The organism is Streptomyces sp. NPDC002851, assembly GCF_053591935.1.
On record NZ_JBSFUT010000010.1, the window covers coordinates 98,015 to 122,562 of the forward strand.

Here is a 24,548-nt window from a genome sequence, read left to right on the forward strand (position 1 = left end):
CCCGCCCGTTGAAGAGGACCCGTTGAAGAGGACCCGTTGAAGAGGACCCGTTGAAGAGGACCCGTCGACGAGGGCCCGCTGAAGAGGACAGAAAATGCCGCGTCCCGGCGCGTAACGCGGCCTAGTCTGCGGACATGACTGTTCTCGATCACGATTATTTCTGCGGCCAAATCGTCGAGCAGACCCGCCTGTTGAGGCAGCACCTCGCCGGAGCCGACCTCACCGCCACCGTGCCGACCTGCCCCGACTGGACGCTGCGCGAGCTCGCCGTGCACGTGGGCGGCGCCCACCGCTGGGCCGACACCATCGTGCGCACCAAGGCCACCGAGTACGTCCCCGCGGACCAGGTGCCCGGCAGCGGCGGGCCCGACCGCGATGACCCCGCCGCCCTCGACACCTGGCTCGCCGAGGGCGCCGAACAGGTCGCCGCCACGCTCCGCGAGACCGGGCCCGACCTGGAGATATGGACCTGGGGTTGGGACCGCAGCACCGGATTCTGGTCCCGCCGCATGACCCACGAGACCCTGATCCACCGCGCCGACGCCGCCCTCACCACCGACGGCGGCGACTTCACGGCCGAGCCGCACGTCGCCGCCGACTCCCTCGACGAGTGGCTGCAGATCGTGCAGCACGTTCAGCGCATGCGGGCCACCAAGGGCGGCGAGTTCGGCAAGGGCACCGACGCGCTGCGCGCCGACGGCAAGAGCCTCCACCTCCACGCCACCGACACCGACGCCGTGCCCGGTCTCGACGCCGAGTGGACCGTCGTGCTCAGCAACGACGGCGTCACCTGGCGCCGAGGCCACGAGAAGGAATACGCCGGTGACGCTGTGCTGCGCGGCCCGCTCACCGACGTACTCCTGACCTTCTACCGGAGGCGGCCGGTGGATGAGCGCGTCGAGGTACTCGGCGACCGGCAACTCCTCGACTTCTGGCTGGAGAACGCGTCCTTCGGATGAGCCCTTGACGGTCGGATCCTGGCTGCCGGGTCCGGTTGACCGCGTTGATAGCTTGGAGGGTCTTCACCGTCTTCCTTCTTCCAGCACCACGGGGGATCCATGAGCCAGCCCTGGCAGCCAGAACCGCAGCAGCCGCAGCCGGGGGGTGGCAACCCCTACGCCCAGCCGCCCGGTTCGGCCCCCGCGCCGCCGCCCATGCCCCCGGGCCCGCCGCAGCAGGGATTCGGCGGGCAGCCCGCCGGGGCGCCGCCGTTCCCGGGGCAGCCCGGTCCCGGCCAGCCCGGCATGGGCGGCCCCGGCCAGCCGGGCATGGCTCCCGGCCAGCCGGGCATGGCTCCTGGTCAGCCCGGGATGGCGCCGGGGCAGCCGTACCCGTACCCGGGCCAGCCGGGACAGCGGTCCGCGCCGAGCGCGGGTGCCGCGGTCGGCGCGTTCTTCCTCGCGCTGCTCGCCTCCGTGGTCGTCTCGGTGATCTACAGCCTCGTGATGTTCTTCATGCGGGAGGACACGACGCTGGGCACCGCGACGACGCTCTACCTGGTGCACGCCGCCGTCAACGCCGCGATAGCCGGAGCCCTCGCCGGTCTCGTCGGCCGGCGCAGCAACGGCGCGCACATCGGCGCGGGCATCGTCGGCGTGCTCGGCGCCTTCTTCGGCTTCACCAACGGCGTGTTCTTCGTCCTGATGGACGCCCCCGGCTCCGACCCGTTCTTCCTCCTGAAGGAGGAGCCGTTCCTGCCGGCCCAGATCTGGTGGGACAGCTTCGACCAGAACCCCCTCGTCCCGCTCCTCGGCCTGCTCATCGCCGCCGCGGCCGGGTGGGGCATCGCCCGGCTCACGGGGTCGCGCCGCTGACCGAGCTCGTACGAGGGGCCCGTACCGTTCTTCGCGGTACGGGCCCCTTCGCGTTGTCGAAGATCTCCTGCACCGTGCCCGCGGCGTAGAACCAGGTGGGGATGCCCACCGAGTCGCCGCCGCCCGGCCAGCGCTCGCGCACCCCGAACGCGGCCCGCGCCCAGTCCCTGACCGACGGCGTGAACGGCGGTGCCGCGGCGAGGAGTTCGAGGGCCCCGTCCAGCATCGCGTCGTCGGACGGCGCGGCGTACGTGCCCAGGTTCGCCGCCTCCATCGCGCCCGGGCCGCCGCCCGTGGCGACCGTGAGCCCCGCGCGGGTGAGCGCACGGCCGAGCCGAGCCGAGCCGGGCCGCGCCCGCGTCCGCGTCCGCTGCGGGCACGGGGTCGTGCTACGCGAGAGCGCACTCCTATGTGCCGGAGCGCCCACTCATCCGGAACGGCACCGTCCGCCAGGGGCTCTCCGGGTCCGCGAGCAGCGCCCGGTGGGCCTCAAGGACGTCCGTGTACCAGGTGCCGAAGGTGTCCTCGTCGAAGTGCAGACAGCGGCCGAGGACGTAGCCCGCCGAGAACTCCTCCCACGAGTCGTACGCGGCCCGCGCCCCCGCGCCCGCGCGCTCCACGGCGTCGTACAGCTCGCGCTCGGTCGCGTACCGCGCGCCCCGCCCCCAGCGGGCCATCTTCGAGGCGCGCCCCAGGTCCCAGGCCGCCACCGAACGCACCGTGCCGTCCGGCGGAAGGAGTCCGTCCGCGCGGAACCGGGCCTCGTAGCGCAGGACTTGGCCGGTCAGTCCGCGGTTCTCCTTGATGAACGCCTCCAGCTCCGGGTCCTGGCCCGGGGCCGGGCCGCCGCGCCGCCGGACCCGCTCCCGGAGCCCCGCCTCCACGTAGTCCGCCCAGCTTTCCTCGTCGACCGGTGCGCCGCCCCGCGCGCGAGTCAGGGCGTCCCGGGCCTCCAGGGCGAACTCCCAGGTCCAGGGGGTGACTTGGCGGCGAAGGAGGCGCTCCTTGATGTCCAGCCAGTCGTCCCGGCCGTGCACGCCCCACCACTCGCCGAGCCGCTTGCGCTCGTCGAGCAGGCCGGTGCCGTGCCAGTGCAGCGTGTTCCACGGGACGCCGTTGCCGTAGCAGAGGTGGGCGCCGCAGGCCAGGCCGTGCAGGAGCGGGCCCGGCTCCGGGACGCCGGGTCCGGTGCGCACGGTCAGGACGCGGTCGGACAGTTCGTCCGGGTCGAACAGGTCGTTGTGCAGGTCCACCCAGACGCCCCGCTCCTCGTCGTCGACGGCGAGGAACTCCTGGCACGGCGTCTGCGGATTGACGAGCAGTACGTCGGCGTCGTCGGGCACGATCGAGGCGAGCCGCCCGAGCGTGGCGTACTCGTAGACCAGGCCCGGGTGCGGCCGTGGCAGAACGCCCTCCGTGTAGACGGGCGCCCACACCCGGCCCTCCTTGTCGTGCGTGAACATCGGGAGGTGGCCGCGGTCGGTGTCCGCGTCCGTCACCTGGTCGAGGCGGGCCGGGTAGTACACCCCCTCGACGGCCAGGGTGCGCAGGTAGTTGTAACTGTCCTCGGCCCGGCTCAGCTTGAGCAGATGCTGCTCGAGGTCGGTGGGCGCCTGCCAGCGCTCGTCGTCCTCGGGAGCGGGGAAGAGCGGAAAGATCTCGTCGTGATCCTCATTCTGCACGTCCGCGTACTGCCGCAGCGCGCCGTTCTCCTCTTCCCCGTCCCGCAGTTCCCCGTCCCGCGCTTCTTCGCCCTGAGCGTGCTCCTGCGCTGCTCCGTCCGCGGCGTGCATGGTGTGCGCGTCCCCCTCCCGTGACGATCTACGGCAGGCACGCTATCGGAGGACGCGGTGGTGGTCCGCCTCAGCCCTCGACCACGGCCGGGTCCATCCACATGACCTCCCAGTGGTGGCCGTCCGGGTCCAGGAAGGAACGGCCGTACATGGAGCCGTAGTCCTGCGGGTCCTTCGCCGGAGAGCCGCCCGCGGCGAGCGCGGCGTCCGCCAGTTCGTCGACCTTGGCGCGGCTCTCGGCGCTCAGACAGAGCAGCACCTCGCTGCTCTTCGCCGGGTCCGCGGCCGACTTGACGGCGAACTCGGCGAACCGCTGCTCGGTCATGATCATCGCGAAGATGGTGTCGCTGATCACGACGCAGGCGGTGTTCTCGTCGGAGAACTGGGAGTTGATGGAGTAGCCGAGCTCGCTGAAGAACTTCTTGCTGACGTCCAGGTCCTTGACGACCAGATTGACGAAGATCATCTGCTGGTAGGGGGCGGTGGCCATGGTGGTCTCCTCTGTCGGTGGGTCGCTGCGTCGGTCGCGCGCGTTCCGTTCGCGTGCGTTCCGCTCGTCTGCGTTCCGTTCGTGTGTGACAAGGGGTAGACCGTGCCGCCCGGCAGAACTCATCGCCGGGCGGGGAAATATCTTCGTACGGTTCGGGCGGAGCCCTTTTCGATACGGCTCAGGGGGTCAGCGGCAGCGCGGCGAGCCATCCGACCACCCAGGTCAGCGGCGCGCACGCGGCGAGCAGGGCCAGGACCCGCAGCCCGACCGCGCCGCGCAGCACCGTCGTTGGGGCGCCGAGCTGGAGCAGCGTCTCCGTGATGTGCGCCCGTGCCTGACGGGCCTCGATCGCGGCGGCGAGCAGGGCGAGCCCCGTGCAGGCCACCACCAGGACGGCGCCGAACACCGTGAGCGGCCCCAACTCCGGGCGTGCGCCCGCGTACAGGGCCGTGCCCGTGAGCCCGATCGCGGCCACCGCGCACACCACGCCGAGCGGCCGCCCGATCCGCCGCGCCTCCTCCTGGAGCACCCGCCCGGCGAGCAGCCGGGCCGCGCCGGGGCGCCCCGACTGAAGCAGCCGCCCGCACTGGTACGTGAGCGCGGGTCCCGCCAGGGCCAGACCGAGCGCGGTCACGGCGAGGCCGAACAGCGCGGTCCCCGGCGCGCTCACGGTCCGCCCCGGCATCGGCAGCCCCGCGCCGGTCAGCAGGGCCGTGCCTTCCGGACCTTGTACGGCGTACGTCTCCAGGGCGAGGCCCACCGCGATCAGGGCCACGGCCCAGGGGAGTCCGCCGGGCGCCGGGGTGGGGGCGGGCGGTTCGGAGGACACGAGCGACTCGGCGAGGGCGGAGGCGTCGGTCGGCTCGGGGGGCTTGGGGGACTGGGGTGACTCGGGCGGCGCGGAGGGCACGGAGGGCGCGGAGCCGTTGGGCGGCTCGGGGCTCTCCCACGGCTCGGGCGACCCCGACGACCTCGACGCCCCCGCCGATGCCGCGTCGTCGGACCCGGCCTCCGAACCGGCTGCCGCGCCCCCGGAACCGGCAGCCCCGGAGGCTCCGGCCGCCACGGCCGTCCCCTGTCCCCGAGGCCGCAGCGCCACCGCACTGGCGACCGCGACCGTAACCGGCACCACCGCAAGCAGCGTCAGCGTCCCCGCGAGGGGCAACGCCGCGCCCGCGCCGAGGAGTTCGGTGGCCGCTCCGTCGAAGGGCAGGCCGGCGAGGTCGCCGCGCAGGTGCAGGAAGACGAGGAGCGCCAGCATGGAGCCGAGGACGCCGGACAGGGCCGTGGACGCCGCGGTCAGGGCCATCATGCCGATCGGCCCGAGCCCGGCCGTCGCGAACCCGGTGCGCGGCCGCGCCGCCGGATCGGTCCGGGCCACGGCGACCGCGAGCTGCACGGTGGCGGCGAGCGGCACCACGCACCAGGCGAGCCGCACCGCCGAGTCCGGAGCGGTCTCCGGGTGCCCGGCCGCGTACCCCATGGTGCACAGAAGCAGGAAGCCGGTCCCGCCGGAGGCGGTCACGACCGCGAGACGGCGGAGCAGGACGAGCGGGTGGGCGCCGCGGATCAGGCGGAGAGCGAGCACGCCGCACCCTCCGTGTCGGCCGGGTCGCTCGGGTCGGCGGCCGTGCCGGGCAGCCGCAGCGTGGTGACGCGGCGGCCGTCGAGCATCGTGACGGTGCGGTCGGCGAGCGCGGCGACCTCGGCGTCATGGGTGGCGAGCACCACGGTGATGTGGTGCGAGCGGGCCGCGGTGGTCAGGGTGCGCAGCACATGGGCGCGGTCCGCGGCGTGCAGCGGGGCCGTGGGCTCGTCGGCGAAGAGCACGGTCGGCGTGGTGATCAACGCCCGGGCGACGGCGACGCGTTGGCGCTCGGCCTGGACGAGGGCGTGCGGCCGCTTCCGGGCGCAGTGGCGTACGTCGAGCCGCTCGAGCCACTCCTCGGCGGCCTTACGGGCGGCGCGGTTGCGGGTGCCGCGGAGCAGCAGCGGCAGCGCGGCGTTCTCCCAGGCGGTGAGCTCGGGCACGAGCCGCGGCTCGGTGTCGATCCAGCCGAACCGGTCGCGGCGCAGCCGTTCGCGGGCGAACGGGCCCATGGTGTGCACGGGCGTGGAGTTGAACCAGACCTCGCCCTCGTGTGCCAGGAGCTGTCCGGACAGGCACTGGAGCAGGGTGGTCTTGCCGCAGCCGCGGGGGCCGTGCACGGCGAGGATCTCGCGTTCGCGGACTCCGAGCGAGACGCCGGCAAGCGCGGGCGAGCCGTTGTGGGCGTAGTGCAGGGCGCGTGCCCACAGCACGTCGTTGTCCGGTGGGGCCACCATGGCGAAACACCTCGGTTCCGTGACGTTGGGCGTACGGGTTGTGCCGGGCCGTCTGGACTGCGAAGGTCCTTCCCCCGTACGGGGGAACGAGGACTGGGCCGATCGGTCACAGGAACCGTAAGGACAACCGGGGATGCCGCCGCACGGCACACGGCCCGGGTGCGCCCGTTCTCACTCGAACGGTGCACCCGGGCCGTGCCGGTGCCGTATCAACTGTCGCTGATGACAGCGTTGATCAGAGCTTGGTCCATGCCTCCGTGAGGACGGAGCGCAGGATCTGCTCGATCTCGTCGAAGGTCGACTGGTCCGCGATCAGCGGCGGCGCCAGCTGGATGACCGGGTCGCCGCGGTCGTCGGCGCGGCAGTACAGGCCGTTGTCGTAGAGGGCCTTGGAGAGGAAGCCGTACAGGACGCGCTCGGTCTCCTCGTCGTTGAAGGTCTCCTTGGTGGCCTTGTCCTTCACGAGCTCGATGCCGTAGAAGAAGCCGTTTCCGCGGACGTCGCCGACGATCGGCAGGTCGTGCAGCTTCTTCAGGGTGTTGAAGAAGTTGCCCTCGTTGTCGAGCACGTGCTGGTTGAGGCCCTCGCGCTCGAAGATGTCGAGGTTGGCGATGCCGACCGCGGCCGAGACCGGGTGGCCACCGAAGGTGTAGCCGTGCAGGAAGGTGTTGTCGCCCTTGTAGAACGGCTCGGCGATGCGGTCGGAGATGATGCAGGCGCCGATCGGGGAGTAGCCCGAGGTCATGCCCTTCGCGCAGGTGATCATGTCCGGGACGTAGCCGAACTTGTCGCAGGCGAAGATGGTGCCGAGGCGGCCGAAGGCGCAGATGACCTCGTCCGAGACGAGCAGCACGTCGTACTGGTCGCAGATCTCGCGCACCCGCTGGAAGTAGCCGGGCGGCGGCGGGAAGCAGCCACCGGCGTTCTGCACCGGCTCGAGGAAGACCGCGGCGACGGTCTCGGGGCCCTCGAAGAGGATCTGCTGCTCGATCTGGTCGGCGGCCCAGCGGCCGAAGGCCTCGGGGTCGTCGCCGTGGATCGGGGCGCGGTAGATGTTGGTGTTCGGGACCTTGTGGGCGCCGGGGACCAGCGGCTCGAAGGGGGCCTTGAGCGCGGGCAGACCGGTGATGGACAGGGCGCCCTGCGGGGTGCCGTGGTAGGCGACCGCGCGCGAGATGACCTTGTACTTGGTGTGCTGGCCCTTCAGCTTCCAGTACTGCTTGGCCAGCTTCCAGGCGGTCTCGACCGCCTCGCCGCCGCCGGTGGTGAAGAAGACCTTGTTGAGGTCGCCGGGCGCGTGGTCGGCCAGGCGCTCGGCCAGCTCGACGGCCTTCGGGTGGGCGTACGACCAGATCGGGAAGAAGGCTAGTTCCTGGGCCTGCTTGTAGGCGGTCTCGGCGAGCTCGGTCCGGCCGTGCCCGGCGTTGACGACGAACAGGCCGGCGAGGCCGTCGACGTAGCGCTTGCCCTTGTCGTCGTAGATGTAGGTGCCCTCACCGCGCACGATGGTGGGGACGGGTGCGTTCTCGTACGACGACATGCGGGTGAAGTGCATCCACAGGTGGTCGTACGCGGTCTTGGAGAGGTCGGCGTGGTTGGACACGGCTATCGGGTTCCCCACATATAGGTCTGCTTCTTGAGCTTGAGATAGACGAAGCTCTCGGTGGAGCGAACGCCCGGGAGGCTCCGGATGCGCTTGTTGATCACATCCAGGAGATGTTCGTCGTCCTCGCATACGACCTCGGCGAGGAGGTCGAACGATCCCGCGGTGACGACGACGTACTCCACCTCGGGCATGGCTGTCAGGGCATCCGCCACCGGGTCCAGATCACCCTCGACGTTGATGCCGAGCATCGCCTGCCGCCGGAAGCCCACGGTGAGTGGGTCGGTGACGGCGACGATCTGCATCACGCCTTGGTCGAGCAGCTTCTGGACGCGCTGGCGCACGGCCGCTTCGGAGAGGCCCACGGCCTTACCGATCGCGGCGTACGGACGCCTGCCGTCCTCCTGCAGCTGCTCGATGATGGCGAGGGAGACGGCGTCGACCTGAGGGTTCGAGCCGTTTCCGGTCCTGGGGGAGTCTGCGCTTCGACTGGCCACGACCTCACTGTGCACGACGAGTCGTCGGTTCCGCAAGTGGAAACCGATGAAATTCGTTGTGAGGAGACTTACGGTCCACTGATTTCGTTGTTTCCGGCGTGTGGGTATGTCGAAAGCGTGAGATCTATGGCTAGGGTGGCCCTGGGTGTCTCACTGAGCGGACACCCCGAAAACAGACCCTCAGCACCGACCCCCATGAGGAGGCCGCAGTGACCACCGAGCTGCGTCGTCTGCGCAACTACATCGACGGAGAATTCCGGGACGCCGCGGACGGGCGGACCACCGAGGTGGTCAACCCGGCGACCGGCGAGGCGTACGCCACCGCGCCGCTGTCCGGGCAGGCCGACGTCGACGCCGCCATGGCCGCGGCCGAGCGGGCCTTCCCGGCCTGGCGTGACCTCGTACCGGCCGAGCGGCAGAAGGCCCTGCTCAAGATCGCCGACGCGTTCGAGGAGCGCGCCGAGGAACTGATCGCGGCGGAGTCCGAGAACTGCGGCAAGCCGATCGGCCTGACCCGCAGCGAAGAGATCCCGATGATGCTCGACCAGATCCGGTTCTTCGCGGGCGCCGCCCGCATGCTGGAGGGCCGCTCCGCGGGCGAGTACATGGAGGGGATGACCTCGATCATCCGCCGGGAGCCGATCGGCGTCTGCGCGCAGGTCGCCCCGTGGAACTACCCGATGATGATGGCCGTTTGGAAGTTCGCCCCGGCCCTGGCCGCGGGCAACACCGTCGTCCTCAAGCCCTCGGACACCACCCCGGCCTCCACGGTCCTGATGGCCGAGATCATCGGCTCGATCGTGCCCAAGGGCGTCTTCAACGTCGTCACCGGCGACCGCGAGACCGGCCGCGCGATGGTCGAGCACCCGACCCCCGCCATGGCCTCCATCACCGGCTCCGTGCGCGCCGGTATGCAGGTCGCCGAGTCCGCGGCCAAGGACCTCAAGCGGGTCCACCTGGAGCTGGGCGGCAAGGCGCCGGTCGTCGTCTTCGAGGACGCCGACATCGCCAAGGCCGTCGAGGGCATCTCCGAGGCGGGCTACTTCAACGCCGGGCAGGACTGCACGGCCGCGACCCGCGTCCTGGTGCACGAGTCCATCCACGACGAGTTCGTGACGGCCCTCTCCAAGGCCGCCGCCGACACCAAGACCGGTATGCCGGACGACGAGGACGTGTTCTTCGGCCCGCTGAACAACCCCAACCAGCTGGCGCAGGTCGAGGGCTTCATCGACCGGCTGCCCGCGCACGCCAAGGTCGAGGCGGGCGGCCAGCGGGTCGGCGAGAAGGGCTACTTCTACGCCGCGACCGTGGTCTCGGGCCTCAAGCAGGACGACGAGATCATCCAGCAGGAGGTCTTCGGCCCGGTCATCACCGTCCAGTCCTTCACGGACGAGGAGCAGGCCGTGTCGTACGCCAACGGCGTGGAGTACGCGCTCGCTTCGTCGGTCTGGACGAAGGACCACGGCCGCGCGATGCGCCTGTCCAAGGCCCTGGACTTCGGCTGCGTGTGGATCAACACGCACATCCCGCTGGTCGCGGAGATGCCGCACGGCGGCTTCAAGAAGTCCGGCTACGGCAAGGACCTTTCGACCTACGGCTTCGACGACTACACGCGCGTGAAGCACGTCATGACGTCGCTGGGCTGAGGCCTCTCGGCCGACGTCGGTCGGCCTACGTTCTGGCGCGTCCCTGGGGCGGGCGGTGGACCAGGTGTCCATGGCCCGCCCCTGGTGCGTCAAGTGGGCCTGTGCGTATGACCGTTGCGCGATTTCGAAGACAGGACCTAGGACCCCGCCCGGAGGGTGGCGTGCAGGGCGTCCAGGCGGTTCGTCGTGATCGCGTCGACGCCGAGGGCGAGCATCCGGCGCATCGAGCGACGCGTGTCCGGGGTCCAGCAGGAGACCAGATAGCCGTCCCTGTGCGCCTTCGCCACCAGGTCCGGACCGAGCAGCCCGAAGCGGTAGTTGAGCCAGCGCGGGCGGACCGCGTCGAGCAGTGCGGCCCGTGGCGGGGCGAGGGTCGTGCGGGTGAGGGCGAGCTCCGCGTCCGGGTCGGCGGCGCGCAGCGCCACCATCGCGGCCGCGCCCGCGCAGTAGTACACGCGGTCGGCGGCGCCGCAGTCGCGCACGGTGCCGACGACCGCGCGGGCCGTCTCGGGCCCGGCGTCCGGCAGGTCGATCAGATAGCGGGTGCCGTCGGCGGCCGCCGTGAGCTGCTCGAGCGCCTCGGCGAGCGTGGGCACGCCGCCGTCGGTCAGGCCGCGGACCTCGTCGGCCGAGAGCCGGTCCAGGGCCTGTGTCGGAAGTCCCGTCGTCCGCCCGAAGGGCGGGCCCGGCGGCGTCCGGTGCGTGCGATCGCAAGGCGGAGGGTCGCCCCGATACTGGGCGTATCGGGGTGAGCCCGACAACGCAGCGAGCGTGCGTGCCGGGCGTCGCCGGGCAGGCGGGACTTCCGACACAGGCCCTGGCGGTCGGTCGTGGCCCCAGAGCCGGTCGAGGGTCGCGTCATGCAGGAGTACGGGGACGCCGTCGCGGGTCAGACGTACGTCGATCTCGACGGCGTCCGCACCCGCGGCGAACGCGGACGCCAGGGACGGCAGGGTGTTCTCGCGGACCTTGTACGGGTCGCCCCGGTGGGCCACGGCGGTGACGTTGCGTCGCATGCGCCCCATTGTCACCGGACGTGGCCCGGTGCCGGGGTCAGGCGTTGTCGGTGGGTTCCGGGCGCCAGGTCGACGCGTAGGTGTCGATCTCGGCGGTGAGTCGGGCCTTGCCCGTCGGGTCGAGGAAGGACGCCTCGACGGCGTTCTTGGCGAGGTCGGCGATGCCCTGCGGGGCGAGGCCGAGGAGGCGGGCGGCGACCGCGTACTCGGTGTTGAGGTCGGTGCCGAACATCGGCGGGTCGTCGGAGTTGACGGTGACCGGGACCCCGGCGGCGACCATCTCGCGGATCGGGTGCTGGTCGAGGTCGGCGACCGCGCGCGTGGCGATGTTGGAGGTCGGGCAGACCTCCAGCGGGATGCGGTGCTCGGCGAGGTGCGCGAGCAGCGCCGGGTCCTGCGGGGCGCTGGTGCCGTGGCCGATGCGCTCGGCGCGCAGCTCGTTCAGGGCGTCCCAGATCGTCTGCGGCCCGGTGGTCTCACCCGCGTGCGGCACGCTGTGCAGGCCCGCGGCGATGGCCCGGTCGAAGTACGGCTTGAACTGCGGCCGCTCCACGCCGACTTCGGGCCCGCCGAGCCCGAAGGAGACCAGGCCCTCGGGGCGCAGCGCGTCGTCGGTGGCGAGCTGGGCGGTCACCTCGGCGGCCTCCAGGCCCGCCTCGCCGGGGATGTCGAAGCACCAGCGCAGTACGGTGCCGAACTCGCCCTCGGCCGCCTTGCGGGCGTCCTCGATCGCGTCCATGAAGGCGCGGGCGTCGATGCCGCGGCGGACCGAGCTGAACGGCGTGACGGTCAGCTCGGCGTAGCGGATCTGCTGGCGGGCCATGTCGCGGGCCACCTCATAGGTGAGCAGCCGGACGTCCTCCGGGGTGCGGATCAGGTCCACGACGGACAGGTACACCTCGATGAAGTGCTTGAAGTCCGTGAACGAGAAGTACGAGGCGATCGCCTCCGGGTCCGTGGGGACCTTGGAGTCCGGGTGCCGGGCGGCCAGTTCGGCGACGATGCGGGGCGAGGCGGAGCCGACGTGGTGCACGTGCAGCTCGGCCTTGGGCAGGCCGGCGATGAAGTCGGCGACGTGGGCGTGCGGGGCGTCGGGCATCGGTCCTCGGTCCTCCAGGGCTCGGCGGGTGGCAACGGGTATGGGGGGACGCGCTCTCTCGTACGGAGGGCTCATCGTAGGCTTCGGGGCGGAGTGGTCCGGATCGGGGCGGTATTCCGACAGAACGCCGGGCACCACGCCAGACACGACGCACGACGGAGGGGATCGCCCATGTCCGACGAAGCACGGCGGCCGACACCGGGCGAGCCCGCGCCGCACGACCCGTGGGCACCGCCGGAGGAGCGGGGCGCGAACGGGCCCGCGGCCGCGGGGACGCCGTCCCAGGCAGCGCCGCAGCCGACGTCGCCGGAGCAGGTGTCGCTGTCGAAGCGGGACCCGTGGGCGCCGCCGGAGGAGCAGGGTGCGGCCGGGTCCGGTGCGGGCGGTCCCTCGGTGCACGACCGGACCACCGTGCCCTCGATGCCCGGGGCGGGCTCGGGCTCGGGCCCGGCCGGTCCGGGGTACGGCTACCCGGGCGCCGCCCCCGGCGAGCCGGTGCCGCCGCCCCCGGTGGCCCCGGACGGCCCGGGCCAGAACCCGTACGGCTACCCGGGCGCGGGCGCCGGGCCGGGCTACCCCGGGTACCCGGGCGGTGGGATGCAGCCCGGCTACGGCGGCGGCTATGGCGGCTGGGGCATGCCGCCCGGACCGAGCAACGGCCTGGGCGTCACCGGGCTCGTGCTCGGCATCATCTCGGCGGCGATCTTCATCATGTGGCCGATCGCGATCATCCTCGGCATCCTCGCGATCATCTTCGGCGCGATCGGCCGCGGAAAGGCCCAGCGCGGCGAGGCGACGAACCCGGGCCAGGCGCTCGCCGGGATCATCTGCGGCATCGTGGGCCTGGTACTCGGCGTCGTGCTGCTCGTGGTGGTCATCGCCACGGCGGCGAACACGGTCGACGACGGCCCGGACTTCGGGCGGCCGTCGACGGTGTCGCTGACACAGCGGTAGGCGGCACAGCCGTAGGCAGAGGGGGCTCATCCGGGGGCGGGCTGCTGCCCAGCGGGCTCCCGATCGTCGGTCAGGGCCCGCAGTTCCGCACGCGCGTCCATCAGCGCGAAGCCCAGCAGGTTGAGCCCCTGCCAGCGTGCCGGGTCCTGCGCGCGCTCGTCGTCCTGGGCCAGGCCGATGCCCCATACGCGGTCCAGAGGGCTGGCCTCGACCAGGATCCGGTCGCCCGTGCCGACGAGGAAGGCGCACAGGTCGTCGTGGGCCGCGAACTTGTGCACGCTGCCGTCGACCACGATCCCGTACCGCTCGCGCCGCCATATCGCCTCGTCGAAGCCGCGGACCAGGCGTCCGGCCTTCTTCGCGGCCGCGGGCGAAGGCGCCGCGAGGACCGCGCGCTCGGCCTCCGCGTCGCCGAAGAGGCGGGCCTTGGCCGCCATCATCCAGTGCTCCGCCGTGGCGTACCGCACGCCGTTGACGGTGAACGGCGCCTCCCACCACTGGCTGAGACAACTCGCCCCGATCCGCCCGTCCTTGCGCGGCGCATGCCCCCAGAAGTACAGGTACTTCAGCCGCTCGCCCCGCTCGGCGCGGGCGACCAGTTCGGCGATCTTGTTCTCTCCCGGGCCGTCGCTCTTCGGCGACTCCGGGACCCCCGGTTCAGTCATGCACGCCACTCTTCCAGGTGCCACTGACAATCCGTCCCCCATTTTCCGGAGCTCTTTGACACGTGGTCGACCGATTCCGTCGCGTAATCAAAAGGAAACAACGGAATCCCTTGGCTGAGTGGTTCCCCTCTGTCAGGATCAGCACTCAATTCGAGCTGGAGCTACGGAGAGCGCGATGAGCAACACCGGCAGCACCGACCACAGCCCCCTCGGCGGTGACCTTCCCGAAGGGTGCACCTTCGACGCCCGCGAGCGCTTCGCCCAGGGCGCCCAGTACATCGGCGGCCGCCTGCGGCCCGGTACCTCGGGGCGTACGCACGACGTCATCGACCCCGCGACGGGCCGCGCCCGGTACACGTACGAGCTCGCCTCCACCGCCGATGTCGACGCCGCCGTGGCCGCCGCCCGGGACGCCCTGCCCGGCTGGGCGGGCGCGACACCGGGGGAGCGGTCGGACGCCATGCACCGGTTCGCGGCCGTGCTCGGCGAGCGGGCCGAGGAGCTCGCGCAGGCCGAGTCCGCTCAGTGCGGCAAGCCGATCAAGCTGAGCCGGGAGTTCGACGTCCCCGGGTCCGTGGACAATGTCGCCTTCTTCGCCGGGGCCGCACGGCAGCTCACCGGGCAGAGCGCCGGGGAGTACTCCGGGGACCACACCTCGTACGTACGGCGTGAGCCCATCGGCGTCGTCGGGTCCATCGCGCCCTGGAACTATCCGCTCCAGATGGCCGCCTGGAAGGTGCTCCCCGCCATCGCCGCGGGTAACACCATCGTCCTGAAGCCCGCCGAACTCACCCCGTTCACCTCGCTGATGTTCGCGGAGGCCGCCACCGAGGCGGGGATTCCGGACGGGGTCTTCAACGTCGTCTCCGGGGCCGGAAAGGACGTGGGCGAGCATCTCGTCGGGCACCCGGACGTCGCCATGACCTCGTTCACCGGGTCCACCGCCGTCGGCAAGCGCGTCGCCGAGATCGCCACCGCCACCGTCAAGCGGCTCCATCTCGAGCTCGGCGGCAAGGCTCCCTTTGTCGTGTTCGACGATGCCGATCTCGAGGCCGCCGTGCACGGGGCCGTCGCCGGGGCGCTCATCAACACCGGGCAGGACTGCACCGCCGCCACCCGCGCGTATGTCCAACGGCCGCTCTACGACGCCTTCGTGGCGGGGGTCGCCGAGGTGATGCGGAGCGTCCGGCTCGGCGACCCGTTCGACCCGAGCACCGACCTCGGGCCGCTCATCTCGCACACCCACCGCGACCGCGTCGCCGGATTCGTCGACCGCGCGCGGGCGTACGCGACCGTCGTCACCGGCGGCGAGATCCCCGGCGGCGACCTGAAGGACGGCGCCTACTACGCGCCCACCCTCATCACCGGCGCCGCCCAGGACAGCGAGGTCGTGCAGTCCGAGATCTTCGGTCCCGTCCTCGTCGTGCTGCCCTTCGACAGCGACGACGAGGGCATCGCGCTCGCCAACGACACCCCCTATGGCCTCGCCGCCTCCGCCTGGAGCCGCGATGTGTTCCGGGCCCAGCGCGCCACCCGCGACATCAAGGCGGGCTGCGTCTGGGTCAACGACCACATCCCGATCCTCAGCGAAATGCCGCACGGCGGCTACAAGGCGTCCGGATACGGCAAGGACATGTCCGCGTACTCCTTCGAGGAGTACACCCAGATCAAACACGTCATGTTCGACAACACCGCGATAGCCCGCAAGGACTGGCACCGCACGATCTTCGGGGACCGCTAGCAGACAGGCCGACCGACCACCGGCCGACCCTCCGAAAGGCACACCGAGCGCATGGAGCAGTACGAGCCCGACCACCTGTCGTCCGCCCAGCTGGCCGCCATGCGGCGCAGTATGGCCAGCGGTATGAACCGAGGCCGCGGCGCCCTCACCCGGCGTTCCCTGCTGCGCGCCGGCAGCGGCGGGGCCCTCGCCATCGGCGGCCTGGGCGCGCTGAGCGCCTGCGGCATCCCGCCCGCCGCCAAGAGCCCCGGCGAGGGCTCTGGTGACGACTACTCGGACACCGAGAAGCGCCTCAGCTTCTCCAACTGGACGGCGTACATCGACGTCTCCGACGACGAGAAGTCCCGCCCCACCCTGGAGCGGTTCACCAAGCGCACCGGCATCAAGGTCAAGTACACCGAGGACATCAACGACAACACCGAGTTCTTCGGGAAGATCAAGCCGCAGCTGGCGGCGGGCCAGGACACCGGCCGCGACCTGATCTGCGTCACCGACTGGCTGGCCGCCCGCCTGATCCGGTTCGGCTGGGTGCAGAAGCTCGACCCGGCCAACCTGCCGCACGCCTACACCAACCTGGCCCCGCAGTTCCGCAACCCCGACTGGGACCCGGGCCGGGCCTACTCGTACCCGTGGACCGGCATCGCCACGGTCATCGCGTACAACAAGAAGGCCACCAAGGGGCGTGAGGTCACCTCGGTCTCGCAGCTCCTCGACGACCCCAAGCTCAAGGGGCGGGTCGGCTTCCTCTCCGAGATGCGTGACTCGATCGGCATGACGATGCTCGACATGGGCATCGACATCGCGGACTTCGACGACGACGACTTCGACAAGACCGTGGCCCGGCTGCAGAAGGCCGTCGACAAGAAGCAGATCCGCCGCTTCACCGGCAACGACTACATGGGCGACCTCGACAAGGGTGACCTCGCCGCCTGCCTCGCCTGGGCCGGGGACGTCGTCCAGATGCAGGCCGACAACCCCGACATCGAGTTCGCCATTCCGGACAGCGGCTTCCACCAGTCCTCGGACGTCCTCCTCGTCCCCAACAAGGCCCGGCACAAGGCCAACGCCGAGAAGCTCATCGACTACTACTACGAGCTGCCGAACGCCGCCGAACTCGCCGCCTGGATCAACTACATCTGCCCGGTGGCCGGCGTGAAGGAAGAGCTCGCCAAGATCGACAAGTCGATCGCCGAGGACCCGCTGATCGTCCCCGACAAGAAGATGGCCGAGAAGTCCCACGCCTTCCGCGCCCTCGGCAACAAGGAAGAGCAGAAGTACGAGGCCAAGTTCGCCCAGTTGACCGGCGCCTGAGCCCTCCCCCACCCCCCCCGGCCTCCGTCCCCTCTCCCCAGTAGGAACGATGACTGACGACACGACGCGCGGCGACGTCCGCCTCAGCGGGATCAGCAAGACCTACGGCTCCTTCACCGCCGTCCATCCGCTCGACCTGACCGTCCCCGAGGGCTCCTTCTTCGCCCTGCTCGGCGCCTCCGGCTGCGGCAAGACCACCACCCTCCGCATGATCGCCGGGCTTGAGGACCCCAGCTCCGGCACCGTGCACCTCGGCGACCAGGACGTCACCGGGCTCCCCCCGTACAAGCGCCCGGTGAACACGGTCTTCCAGTCGTACGCGCTCTTCCCGCACCTCGACATCTTCGACAACGTCGCCTTCGGCCTGCGCCGCCGCGGCATCAAGTCGGTGAAGAAGGAGGTCGGCGAGATGCTCGACCTCGTCCAACTCGGCGAGCACGCCCGCAAGAAACCGCACCAGCTCTCCGGCGGCCAGCAGCAGCGCGTCGCCGTCGCCCGCGCCCTGATCAACCACCCGCGCGTGCTCCTGCTCGACGAGCCCCTCGGCGCCCTCGACCTGAAGCTGCGCCGCCAGATGCAGCTCGAACTCAAGCGCATCCAGACCGAGGTGGGCATCACCTTCGTGCACGTCACGCACGACCAGGAGGAGGCCATGACCATGGCCGACCAGGTCGCCGTGATGAACGCCGGCCGCGTCGAGCAGCTCGGCTCCCCCACGGACCTCTACGAGAACCCGAAGACCACGTTCGTCGCCAACTTCCTCGGCACCTCCAACCTCATCCCCGTCGACATCTCCGGCACCGACGGCGACGACCTGGTCCTCAAGGCCGGGGACGGCAAGCTGGCCCTGCCCCGGGAGCGCTGCGCGGCCGACGCCGCCTCCACCGGCGACAGGGTGCTCCTCGGCATCCGCCCCGAGAAGGTCTCCCTCACACACGCCGACGACGCCGCCACGATCGGCTACGGCCGCAACCGGATCACCGGCCGGATCGCCGACACCAGCTTCATCGGCGTCTCCACGCAGTACGTCATCGACGCACCGGTGTGCGACGGCTTCGAGGTGTACGTGCAGAACGTCGAGCGCGACACCCGGCTCACCCCCGGCGCCGAGGTCGTCCTGCACTGGAACCCGGCGCACGGCTTCGGCCTCGACGCGCACCAGGCGGTGTCGGCCGGAAAGGAAAGCATCGCCGACGGCGCCGCGCCCGCCGCCGAAGAAGAGGTGACCGCATGACCACGGCCACCGAGACACCACCCGCACCGCCCGCCGCACCCGAACCGCAGACCAAGGCCCCGGCGCGGCGCCGACGCGGCCGCCTCACCCCGTACTGGCTGCTGCTGCCCGGCATCCTGTGGCTGTTCGTCTTCTTCGCGCTGCCGATGCTGTACCAGGCGTCGACCTCCCTGCAGACCGGGTCCCTGGAGGACGGGTACAAGGTCACCTGGCACTTCGCCACCTACTGGGAGGCGCTGACCAGCTACGCCCCGCAGTTCCTGAGCTCGATCCTGTACGCGGGCATCGCCACGGTCTTCTGCCTGCTGCTCGGCTATCCGCTGGCGTACCTCATCGCCTTCAAGGCGGGCCGCTGGCGCAATCTCGTCCTGGTCCTGGTGATCGCGCCGTTCTTCACCAGCTTCCTGATCCGGACGCTCGCGTGGAAGACGATCCTCGCCGACGGCGGACCGGTCGTCGACACCCTCAACGCCCTGCACATCCTGGACGTCACCAGCTGGCTCGGCATGACCGAGGGCGAGCGGGTGCTAGCCACACCGCTCGCAGTCGTCTGCGGTCTCACGTACAACTTCCTGCCGTTCATGATCCTTCCGCTCTACACCTCGCTCGAACGGATCGATCCGCGGCTGCACGAGGCGTCCGAGGACCTGTACGCGCGACCGGCCACCACCTTCCGCCGGGTCACCCTGCCGCTGTCCATGCCGGGCGTGGTCTCCGGCACGCTGCTCACCTTCATCCCGGCCAGCGGTGACTACGTCAACGCCCAACTCCTCGGCTCCACCCAGGAAAAGATGATCGGAAACGTCATCCAGTCGCAGTTCCTGAAGGTCCTCGACTATCCGACGGCGGCCGCGCTCTCCTTCATCCTCATGGCGGCGATCCTCCTCATCGTCACGTTCTACATCCGCAAGTCCGGGACGGAGGAACTGGTCTGATGGCCTTTCTGCTGTGGCTCCGGCGCCATTTCGTCGTCCTCGCGGGCGTCCTGACGCTCGCCTTTCTGATCCTGCCGAACATCGTGGTCCTCGTCTTCTCCTTCAATAACCCGAAGGGCCGCTTCAACTACGCCTGGCAGGACTTCTCCACGCACGCTTGGCAGAACCCCTGCGGCGTGCCCGACCTGTGCGGCTCGCTCGGGCTCTCGCTGCAGATCGCGTTCTGGTCCACGGTCGGCGCCACCGCGCTCGGCACGATGATCGCCTTCGCGCTCGTCCGCTACCGGTTCAAGGCGCGTGGCGCGATCAACTCGCTGATCTTCCTGCCGATGGCGATGCCCGAGGTCGTGATGGGCGCCTCCCTGCTCACGCTCTTCCTCAACATGGGCGCCGTGCTCGGCTTCTGGACGATCCTGATCGCCCACACCATGTTCTGCCTGAGCTTCGTCGTCGTCGCCGTCAAGGCCCGCGTGATGTCCATGGACCCGAGCCTGGAACAGGCCGCACAGGACCTCTACGCCGGTCCCGTGCAGACCTTCCTGCGGGTGACGCTGCCGATCGCGGCGCCCGGCATCGCGGCGGGCGCGCTGCTCGCCTTCGCGCTCTCCTTCGACGACTTCATCATCACCAACTTCAACGCCGGCTCGACCGTGACCTTCCCGATGTTCGTGTGGGGCTCGGCGCAGCGCGGCACCCCCGTGCAGATCAATGTCATCGGTACGGCGATGTTCGCCGTGGCCGTGGTCTGCGTACTCGTCGGCGTCCTGCTCGGGAACCGTCGCAAGAAACAAACCGCGTAATACCTGTAATTCCGTAAGGGAGTTGGAAGTCATGGCCCCAAGCGCCATGAGCAGTGCCGAAGTTCTACGATCCCTCGCGGGCGCCAAGCCGCTCGCGTACTGGCTGGACGACCCGGACCGACCGGCCGCCGAGCCCGCCCTCACCGGGGACGAGCAGTGCGACCTGCTGGTCGTGGGCGGCGGGTACAGCGGTCTGTGGACCGCCCTGATCTCCAAGGAGCGGGACCCGGACCGCGAGGTGATCCTGGTCGAGGGCAAGGAGGCGGGCTGGGCCGCCTCCGGCCGCAACGGCGGCTTCTGCGCCGCCTCGCTCACCCACGGCCTGGCCAACGGCCTGTCCCGCTGGCCCGACGAGATCGAGCGGTTGGAGCGCCTGGGCGCCCGCAACCTCGACGCCATCGAGGCGGCGGTCGCCCGCTACGGCATCGACTGCGACTTCGAGCGCACCGGCGAGATCGACGTCGCCACCGCCCCGCACCAGCTGGCGGAGCTCCGTGAGACGTACGACGCCATGCGCGCCCGCGGCCTGGACGGCGGCGTGGAGTTCCTGGACGCCGAGGCGGTACGGGCCGAGGTCGACTCACCGACCTTCCTCGGCGGCCTGTGGGACCGCGAGGGCGTCGCCATGCTGCACCCGGCGAAGCTGGCCTGGGGCCTGAAGCGGGCCTGCCGCGAACTCGGCGTCCGCGTCTACGAGAACACCCCGGCCACCGCGCTCACCCCGCACGGCACCGACGGGATGGCGGTGCGCACCCCGTACGGCCGGGTCCTGGCCCGCCGGGTCGCCCTCGGCACCAACGTCTTCCCGTCCCTGGTCAAGCGCGTCCGTCCGTACACGGTCCCGGTCTACGACTACGCCCTGATGACCGAGCCGCTGACCGAGGGGCAGCTGGCCGCCATCGGCTGGAAGAACCGGCAGGGCCTGGGCGACTCGGCGAACCAGTTCCACTACTTCCGGATCACCGCCGACCGGCGCATTCTGTGGGGCGGCTACGACGCGGTCTATCCGTACGGCGGGAAGGTGCGCGCCGAGTACGACCAGCGCCCGGAGACGTACGCGCGCCTCGCCGCGCACTTCTTCACCTGCTTCCCGCAGCTGGCGGGCATCCGCTTCAGCCACGCCTGGGGCGGCGCGATCGACACCTGCTCCCGCTTCTCGGCGTTCTTCGGTACGGCGCACAAGGGGCGGGTGGCGTACGCCGCGGGCTTCACGGGGCTCGGCGTCGGTGCGACCCGGTTCGGCGCGGACGTGATGCTCGACCTCCTGGCGGGGGAGCGGACCGAGCGCACCTCCCTGAAGATGGTCCGCACGAAGCCGCTGCCGTTCCCGCCGGAACCGTTCGCCGCGGTCGGCATCGGCCTCACGAAGTGGTCCCTCGCCCGCGCGGACGCCAGGGGTGGGCAACGGAACCTGTGGCTGAAGGCGATGGACAAGGCGGGCCTCGGCTTCGACAGCTGAACCTCAGCTGATCTCGCTATCAACAACTTTTCAAAACCCGCGTAATGAACGGGCGCTGAGGGCCTCTCTCTCGTGACACATATCGTGCTCACGAAAGGGAGGCCTTGCCATGACTGGCTCTGGGTCCAAGTCGGCAGTGGAGTGGCTGGTCTCGGCGGCGCCGGACCCGGACAGCTGCCGCTGGGAGTGGGAGCGCAACCCCTTCGGGGTCGCCCTGCTCCCCGCGGGCAAGCTCTGGGACGTGCTGATCCTGCCGGGCGAACTCGGCTATCCCACGCTCGACGTACTGACCCGCTGCATCGACCGACCAGGCCCGGTCCTCGTGGACTTCGGCGACGCCCGCATGGGCTTCTTCGTCCCGGCCGGAACGGCGAGCCGCTGGCTCGGTACCGGCGTACGGGGCGCGGGCGACGGCACCTGGATCGTGGTGCCCTACCCGGGGCGGTCCACCGGCGGAGTGCGCTGGCTGGTGCCGCCGGACGGCTCGGGCACGCTCAACGATCCGTCCCTGCTCGAGCTGGCCATGCACGAGGCGGCGGCCCAACTCGCGCGGGGCTGAAGGGAGTAGTCGGCCACGCAGGCCAATTCCAGCCTCTCCGGCGTTTGAGGAGCGGGGTCTGGGGCGCTGCATCCATCAGCGGCTTCGCCGCGGGCCCGGTTACGGGAAGGGGCGGGACCGGGGAAGAAGGACGAGCCGCCGCACCACGAGCGCCATGAGCACCAGCAGCCCTGCGCTCAGCAGCCAGCTCCCCACCACGTCCAGCGGCCAGTGATACCCCCGCCGCACCAGACCGAACCCCACCGCCGCCACCAACAGCACCCCGCCGATGGCCAGTTCGCGCCGGAGGTACGCGGTACGGACGTACGGCAGCAGAAGCAGCACCGCCGCGCCGTACGCGACCGCGGCCGTGGCGGCGTGCCCCGAGGGGTAGAAGCCGCCGGTGCCCATGCCGGGCGGCCCCGGCCGGTCGAGGAGGGCCTTGAGCGGGGCGACCAGGAGCGGCACGGCCGCCAGCGTGAGGGCTCCGGTGAGCGGCGCGACCCACCAGCGGGGCGCCCCCGCGCGCAGCCCGCGCCACCCGACGTACGCGAGGACCACCGCGAGCACCACCGGTGCGACCGCCATACCGCCCAGATCGGCGAGGAACTCGGCGGCGCGGTCCGGGAATCGGCTGTGCCGGACGGCCGCCCCGAGGCGCCGGTCGGCGCGCGCCACCGGGCCGTCCAGAACGGCGAGACAGCTGAGGGCGGCGAAGAGGACGGCGAAGCCGAGGCCGCAGCCGGCCAGGGCGCGGGTGCGAAGAAAAGCCGGCCGCCCCGGAACAGGGGGGGTGGTTCCGGGGCGGCCGCCAGGATCGGAGTCCCGCGCGCCCCGGGGGGTTTGGGGCGGGCGGACGTCCGATCGGTGAGGAGTTCCGGAGCCGGAAGCTCCGGGGGTGTGCGCAAGGGCACGTCCAGGAGGAGGCTGGGGAGGCCCCGACCCGGGTTCGCCCGCAGTCTCCTGCGAGCGGGGTGTTTCTCTCATCTGGGGAAAACCTACGACAGGCGGAGCGGGGCCGACAGGCGGAACGGTATCCCGTCATGGCCCTCGCACACGTTCTTCACACGCTCCGCCTGATCGTTTTGGTCGTCGCCCTCGGGGACCCGGATGGGCGCGGGTGCGGCCTCAGACAGCCGCGAAGGACTGCTCGAGGATGTCGAGGCCCTCGTTCAGCAGGTCCTCGACGATGACCAGCGGGGGCAGGAACCGCAGCACGTTCCCGTAGGTGCCGCAGGTGAGCACGAGGAGGCCCTCCGCGTGGCAGGCCTTGGCCAGGGCGGCGGTCGCCTCCGGGTTCGGCTCCTTGGTCGCCGGGTCCTTGACCAGCTCGATCGCGATCATCGCGCCGCGGCCCCGGATGTCGCCGATGATCTCGTACTTCTCCTGCATGGCCGTCAGGCGGCCCTTCATGACCTCTTCGATCCGCTTCGCCTTGGCGTTGAGGTCGAGCTCCTTCATGGTCTCGATGGCGCCGAGCGCACCCGCGCACGCCACCGGGTTACCGCCGTAGGTGCCGCCGAGGCCACCGCTGTGCGCTGCGTCCATGATCTCGGCGCGGCCGGTCACGGCGGACAGCGGCAGACCGCCCGCGATGCCCTTCGCCGTCGTGATCAGGTCCGGCACGATGCCCTCGTCCTCGCTCGCGAACCACTGGCCGGTGCGGCAGAAGCCGGACTGGATCTCGTCCGCGACGAAGACGATCCCGTTGTCCTTCGCGAACTGCGCGATCGCGGGCAGGAAGCCCTTGGCCGGCTCGATGAAGCCGCCCTCGCCGAGCACCGGCTCGATCACGATCGCGGCCACGTTCTCGGCGCCCACCTGCTTGCTGATCTGGTCGATCGCCTGGGCGGCGGCCTCCGGGCCACAGTTCTCGGCGCCGGTCGGCCAGCGGTAGCCGTACGCCACCGGCACCCGGTAGACCTCGGGCGCGAACGGGCCGAAGCCGTGCTTGTACGGCATGTTCTTGCTGGTCAGCGCCATGGTCAGGTTGGTGCGGCCGTGGTAACCGTGGTCGAACACGACGACGGCCTGGCGCTTGGTGTACGTGCGGGCGATCTTGACGGCGTTCTCGACGGCCTCGGCACCGGAGTTGAACAGCGCCGACTTCTTGGCGTGGTCGCCCGGCGTCAGCTCGGCGAGCCGCTCACAGACCTCGACGTACTCCTCGTACGGCGTGACCATGAAGCAGGTGTGCGTGAAGTCGGCCAGCTGGGCGCTCGCACGCCGCACCACGGCTTCGGCGGAGGCGCCGACGCTGGTCACGGCGATACCGGAACCGAAGTCGATCAGCCGGTTGCCGTCGATGTCCTCGATGATGCCGCCGCCCGCCCGGCTGGTGAACACCGGAAGCACGGAGCCCACACCGCCCGCGACCGCGGCGGTACGGCGGGCCTGCAGCTCCTGGGACTTCGGCCCGGGAATGGCGGTAACGACGCGGCGCTCCTGGGGGACTGCGCTCATGGGGGCTCCTAGGGCGATACGGGGGAGTTGGACGGTTCTCTTTCCGCAGGCTAGGGGCGCCACAGGGGTGTGGGCATGTTCCGTTGGGGAGAAGTCCGGACGTGTCGTTGTCCGCGGCGGATATAGCGAGACGGACAGAGCGAGGGGCCGTGATGCGGCCGCTGA

22 protein-coding genes and 1 pseudogene are annotated in these 24,548 nt (G+C 70.9%); 11 read left to right on the plus strand and 12 right to left on the minus strand.

Features of this window, described 5'->3' with window-relative positions; all coding sequences use genetic code 11:
* The first annotated feature begins 134 nt into the window (after positions 1–134).
* The gene (locus ACWD10_RS13470) at positions 135–959 is read left to right on the plus strand and encodes a maleylpyruvate isomerase family mycothiol-dependent enzyme (RefSeq protein ID WP_451090218.1); all 825 of its coding nucleotides are present in this window, start codon (positions 135–137) and stop codon (positions 957–959) included.
* 99 nt (positions 960–1,058) lie between these two features.
* Positions 1,059–1,814 carry a hypothetical protein gene (locus tag ACWD10_RS13475; protein WP_451090220.1) on the plus strand — a complete coding sequence of 252 codons (756 nt, stop codon included), beginning with the start codon at positions 1,059–1,061 and terminating at the stop codon, positions 1,812–1,814.
* A gap of 49 nt (positions 1,815–1,863) precedes the next feature.
* Here ACWD10_RS13475 and ACWD10_RS13480 read toward each other — a convergent pair.
* From ACWD10_RS13480 to ACWD10_RS13510, 7 genes and pseudogenes are all read right to left on the minus strand, one after another.
* A pseudogene (locus ACWD10_RS13480) lies at positions 1,864–2,169 on the minus strand (LOG family protein); the annotation flags it as partial.
* Positions 2,170–2,221: 52 nt separating this feature from the next.
* Complete coding sequence (locus ACWD10_RS13485) at positions 2,222–3,607, minus strand: DUF1266 domain-containing protein (RefSeq protein ID WP_451090222.1); 1,386 nt, start codon at positions 3,605–3,607, stop codon at positions 2,222–2,224.
* Positions 3,608–3,677: 70 nt separating this feature from the next.
* Positions 3,678–4,097, minus strand: a complete 420-nt coding sequence (locus tag ACWD10_RS13490; protein WP_451090224.1) for a VOC family protein — start codon at positions 4,095–4,097, stop codon at positions 3,678–3,680.
* A 178-nt stretch (positions 4,098–4,275) separates the two neighbouring features.
* The gene (locus ACWD10_RS13495; protein WP_451090226.1) at positions 4,276–5,685 is read right to left on the minus strand and encodes a hypothetical protein; all 1,410 of its coding nucleotides are present in this window, start codon (positions 5,683–5,685) and stop codon (positions 4,276–4,278) included.
* On the minus strand, positions 5,667–6,422 hold the full coding sequence (locus ACWD10_RS13500; RefSeq protein WP_451090228.1) for an ABC transporter ATP-binding protein: 756 nt from the start codon (positions 6,420–6,422) through the stop codon (positions 5,667–5,669). The genes ACWD10_RS13495 and ACWD10_RS13500 overlap by 19 nt, the downstream gene beginning before the upstream one ends.
* A gap of 235 nt (positions 6,423–6,657) precedes the next feature.
* Entirely contained in the window at positions 6,658–8,043 is a 1,386-nt protein-coding gene (locus ACWD10_RS13505; RefSeq protein ID WP_451090230.1) for an aspartate aminotransferase family protein, read from the minus strand.
* The gene (locus ACWD10_RS13510; protein ID WP_451090232.1) at positions 8,028–8,522 is read right to left on the minus strand and encodes an Lrp/AsnC family transcriptional regulator; all 495 of its coding nucleotides are present in this window, start codon (positions 8,520–8,522) and stop codon (positions 8,028–8,030) included. The genes ACWD10_RS13505 and ACWD10_RS13510 overlap by 16 nt, the downstream gene beginning before the upstream one ends.
* A 209-nt stretch (positions 8,523–8,731) precedes the next feature.
* Between ACWD10_RS13510 and ACWD10_RS13515 the strand changes: the two genes are divergently transcribed.
* Complete coding sequence (locus ACWD10_RS13515) at positions 8,732–10,168, plus strand: gamma-aminobutyraldehyde dehydrogenase (protein ID WP_451090234.1); 1,437 nt, start codon at positions 8,732–8,734, stop codon at positions 10,166–10,168.
* A 137-nt stretch (positions 10,169–10,305) separates the two neighbouring features.
* Here the strand turns inward: ACWD10_RS13515 and ACWD10_RS13520 are convergent, their stop codons facing one another.
* Both ACWD10_RS13520 and ACWD10_RS13525 read right to left on the minus strand, forming a co-directional pair.
* Positions 10,306–11,184 (minus strand): glycerophosphodiester phosphodiesterase, encoded by an 879-nt coding sequence (locus ACWD10_RS13520; protein ID WP_451090236.1) that lies wholly within the window; start codon positions 11,182–11,184, stop codon positions 10,306–10,308.
* A gap of 37 nt (positions 11,185–11,221) precedes the next feature.
* Positions 11,222–12,283 carry an adenosine deaminase gene (locus ACWD10_RS13525; RefSeq protein ID WP_451090238.1) on the minus strand — a complete coding sequence of 354 codons (1,062 nt, stop codon included), beginning with the start codon at positions 12,281–12,283 and terminating at the stop codon, positions 11,222–11,224.
* A 171-nt stretch (positions 12,284–12,454) separates the two neighbouring features.
* Between ACWD10_RS13525 and ACWD10_RS13530 the strand changes: the two genes are divergently transcribed.
* Positions 12,455–13,237 (plus strand): DUF4190 domain-containing protein, encoded by a 783-nt coding sequence (locus ACWD10_RS13530; RefSeq protein WP_451090240.1) that lies wholly within the window; start codon positions 12,455–12,457, stop codon positions 13,235–13,237.
* 26 nt (positions 13,238–13,263) lie between these two features.
* Here ACWD10_RS13530 and ACWD10_RS13535 read toward each other — a convergent pair whose 3' ends face one another.
* Positions 13,264–13,902: an NADAR family protein gene (locus tag ACWD10_RS13535; RefSeq protein WP_451090242.1), complete on the minus strand. Its 639-nt coding sequence runs from the start codon at positions 13,900–13,902 to the stop codon at positions 13,264–13,266.
* A gap of 175 nt (positions 13,903–14,077) precedes the next feature.
* Here ACWD10_RS13535 and ACWD10_RS13540 point away from each other — a divergent pair, with 175 nt between their 5' ends.
* From ACWD10_RS13540 to ACWD10_RS13570, 7 genes are all read left to right on the plus strand, one after another.
* On the plus strand, positions 14,078–15,643 hold the full coding sequence (locus tag ACWD10_RS13540; protein ID WP_451090244.1) for a gamma-aminobutyraldehyde dehydrogenase: 1,566 nt from the start codon (positions 14,078–14,080) through the stop codon (positions 15,641–15,643).
* 51 nt (positions 15,644–15,694) lie between these two features.
* Positions 15,695–16,954 (plus strand): polyamine ABC transporter substrate-binding protein, encoded by a 1,260-nt coding sequence (locus ACWD10_RS13545; protein ID WP_451090246.1) that lies wholly within the window; start codon positions 15,695–15,697, stop codon positions 16,952–16,954.
* A gap of 49 nt (positions 16,955–17,003) precedes the next feature.
* Complete coding sequence (locus ACWD10_RS13550; RefSeq protein WP_451090248.1) at positions 17,004–18,188, plus strand: ABC transporter ATP-binding protein; 1,185 nt, start codon at positions 17,004–17,006, stop codon at positions 18,186–18,188.
* A complete protein-coding gene (locus tag ACWD10_RS13555) occupies positions 18,185–19,123 on the plus strand; it encodes an ABC transporter permease (protein WP_451090250.1) in 939 nt (312 codons plus the stop codon). Before ACWD10_RS13550 ends, ACWD10_RS13555 begins: the two co-directional genes overlap by 4 nt.
* Positions 19,123–19,923, plus strand: coding sequence for an ABC transporter permease (locus ACWD10_RS13560; protein WP_451090252.1), 801 nt, complete (start codon positions 19,123–19,125; stop codon positions 19,921–19,923). The genes ACWD10_RS13555 and ACWD10_RS13560 overlap by 1 nt, the downstream gene beginning before the upstream one ends.
* Before the next feature lie 31 nt (positions 19,924–19,954).
* Complete coding sequence (locus ACWD10_RS13565; protein WP_451090254.1) at positions 19,955–21,382, plus strand: NAD(P)/FAD-dependent oxidoreductase; 1,428 nt, start codon at positions 19,955–19,957, stop codon at positions 21,380–21,382.
* A 109-nt stretch (positions 21,383–21,491) separates the two neighbouring features.
* Positions 21,492–21,941 (plus strand): hypothetical protein, encoded by a 450-nt coding sequence (locus ACWD10_RS13570; RefSeq protein WP_451090256.1) that lies wholly within the window; start codon positions 21,492–21,494, stop codon positions 21,939–21,941.
* A 99-nt stretch (positions 21,942–22,040) separates the two neighbouring features.
* Here the strand turns inward: ACWD10_RS13570 and ACWD10_RS13575 are convergent, their stop codons facing one another.
* Both ACWD10_RS13575 and gabT read right to left on the minus strand, forming a co-directional pair.
* A complete protein-coding gene (locus tag ACWD10_RS13575) occupies positions 22,041–22,598 on the minus strand; it encodes a phosphatase PAP2 family protein (RefSeq protein WP_451090258.1) in 558 nt (185 codons plus the stop codon).
* Positions 22,599–23,048: 450 nt separating this feature from the next.
* Positions 23,049–24,383 (minus strand): 4-aminobutyrate--2-oxoglutarate transaminase, encoded by a 1,335-nt coding sequence (gabT, locus tag ACWD10_RS13580; protein ID WP_451090260.1) that lies wholly within the window; start codon positions 24,381–24,383, stop codon positions 23,049–23,051.
* Positions 24,384–24,548: the final 165 nt, after the last annotated feature.

What these genes read in the sequence shown, in the direction of transcription:
- ACWD10_RS13500 (WP_451090228.1), bottom strand. Translation starts at nt 6,422, where the DNA reads ATGGTGGCCCCACCGGACAACGACGTGCTGTGGGCACGCGCCCTGCAC.
- ACWD10_RS13475 (WP_451090220.1), top strand. Translation starts at nt 1,059, where the DNA reads ATGAGCCAGCCCTGGCAGCCAGAACCGCAGCAGCCGCAGCCGGGGGGT.
- ACWD10_RS13540 (WP_451090244.1), top strand. Translation starts at nt 14,078, where the DNA reads ATGAGCAACACCGGCAGCACCGACCACAGCCCCCTCGGCGGTGACCTT.
- gabT (WP_451090260.1), bottom strand. Translation starts at nt 24,383, where the DNA reads ATGAGCGCAGTCCCCCAGGAGCGCCGCGTCGTTACCGCCATTCCCGGG.
- ACWD10_RS13520 (WP_451090236.1), bottom strand. Translation starts at nt 11,184, where the DNA reads ATGCGACGCAACGTCACCGCCGTGGCCCACCGGGGCGACCCGTACAAG.
- ACWD10_RS13555 (WP_451090250.1), top strand. Translation starts at nt 18,185, where the DNA reads ATGACCACGGCCACCGAGACACCACCCGCACCGCCCGCCGCACCCGAA.
- ACWD10_RS13550 (WP_451090248.1), top strand. Translation starts at nt 17,004, where the DNA reads ATGACTGACGACACGACGCGCGGCGACGTCCGCCTCAGCGGGATCAGC.
- ACWD10_RS13525 (WP_451090238.1), bottom strand. Translation starts at nt 12,283, where the DNA reads ATGCCCGACGCCCCGCACGCCCACGTCGCCGACTTCATCGCCGGCCTG.
- ACWD10_RS13485 (WP_451090222.1), bottom strand. Translation starts at nt 3,607, where the DNA reads ATGCACGCCGCGGACGGAGCAGCGCAGGAGCACGCTCAGGGCGAAGAA.
- ACWD10_RS13570 (WP_451090256.1), top strand. Translation starts at nt 21,492, where the DNA reads ATGACTGGCTCTGGGTCCAAGTCGGCAGTGGAGTGGCTGGTCTCGGCG.
- ACWD10_RS13545 (WP_451090246.1), top strand. Translation starts at nt 15,695, where the DNA reads ATGGAGCAGTACGAGCCCGACCACCTGTCGTCCGCCCAGCTGGCCGCC.
- ACWD10_RS13535 (WP_451090242.1), bottom strand. Translation starts at nt 13,902, where the DNA reads ATGACTGAACCGGGGGTCCCGGAGTCGCCGAAGAGCGACGGCCCGGGA.
- ACWD10_RS13530 (WP_451090240.1), top strand. Translation starts at nt 12,455, where the DNA reads ATGTCCGACGAAGCACGGCGGCCGACACCGGGCGAGCCCGCGCCGCAC.
- ACWD10_RS13470 (WP_451090218.1), top strand. Translation starts at nt 135, where the DNA reads ATGACTGTTCTCGATCACGATTATTTCTGCGGCCAAATCGTCGAGCAG.
- ACWD10_RS13565 (WP_451090254.1), top strand. Translation starts at nt 19,955, where the DNA reads ATGGCCCCAAGCGCCATGAGCAGTGCCGAAGTTCTACGATCCCTCGCG.
- ACWD10_RS13560 (WP_451090252.1), top strand. Translation starts at nt 19,123, where the DNA reads ATGGCCTTTCTGCTGTGGCTCCGGCGCCATTTCGTCGTCCTCGCGGGC.
- ACWD10_RS13490 (WP_451090224.1), bottom strand. Translation starts at nt 4,097, where the DNA reads ATGGCCACCGCCCCCTACCAGCAGATGATCTTCGTCAATCTGGTCGTC.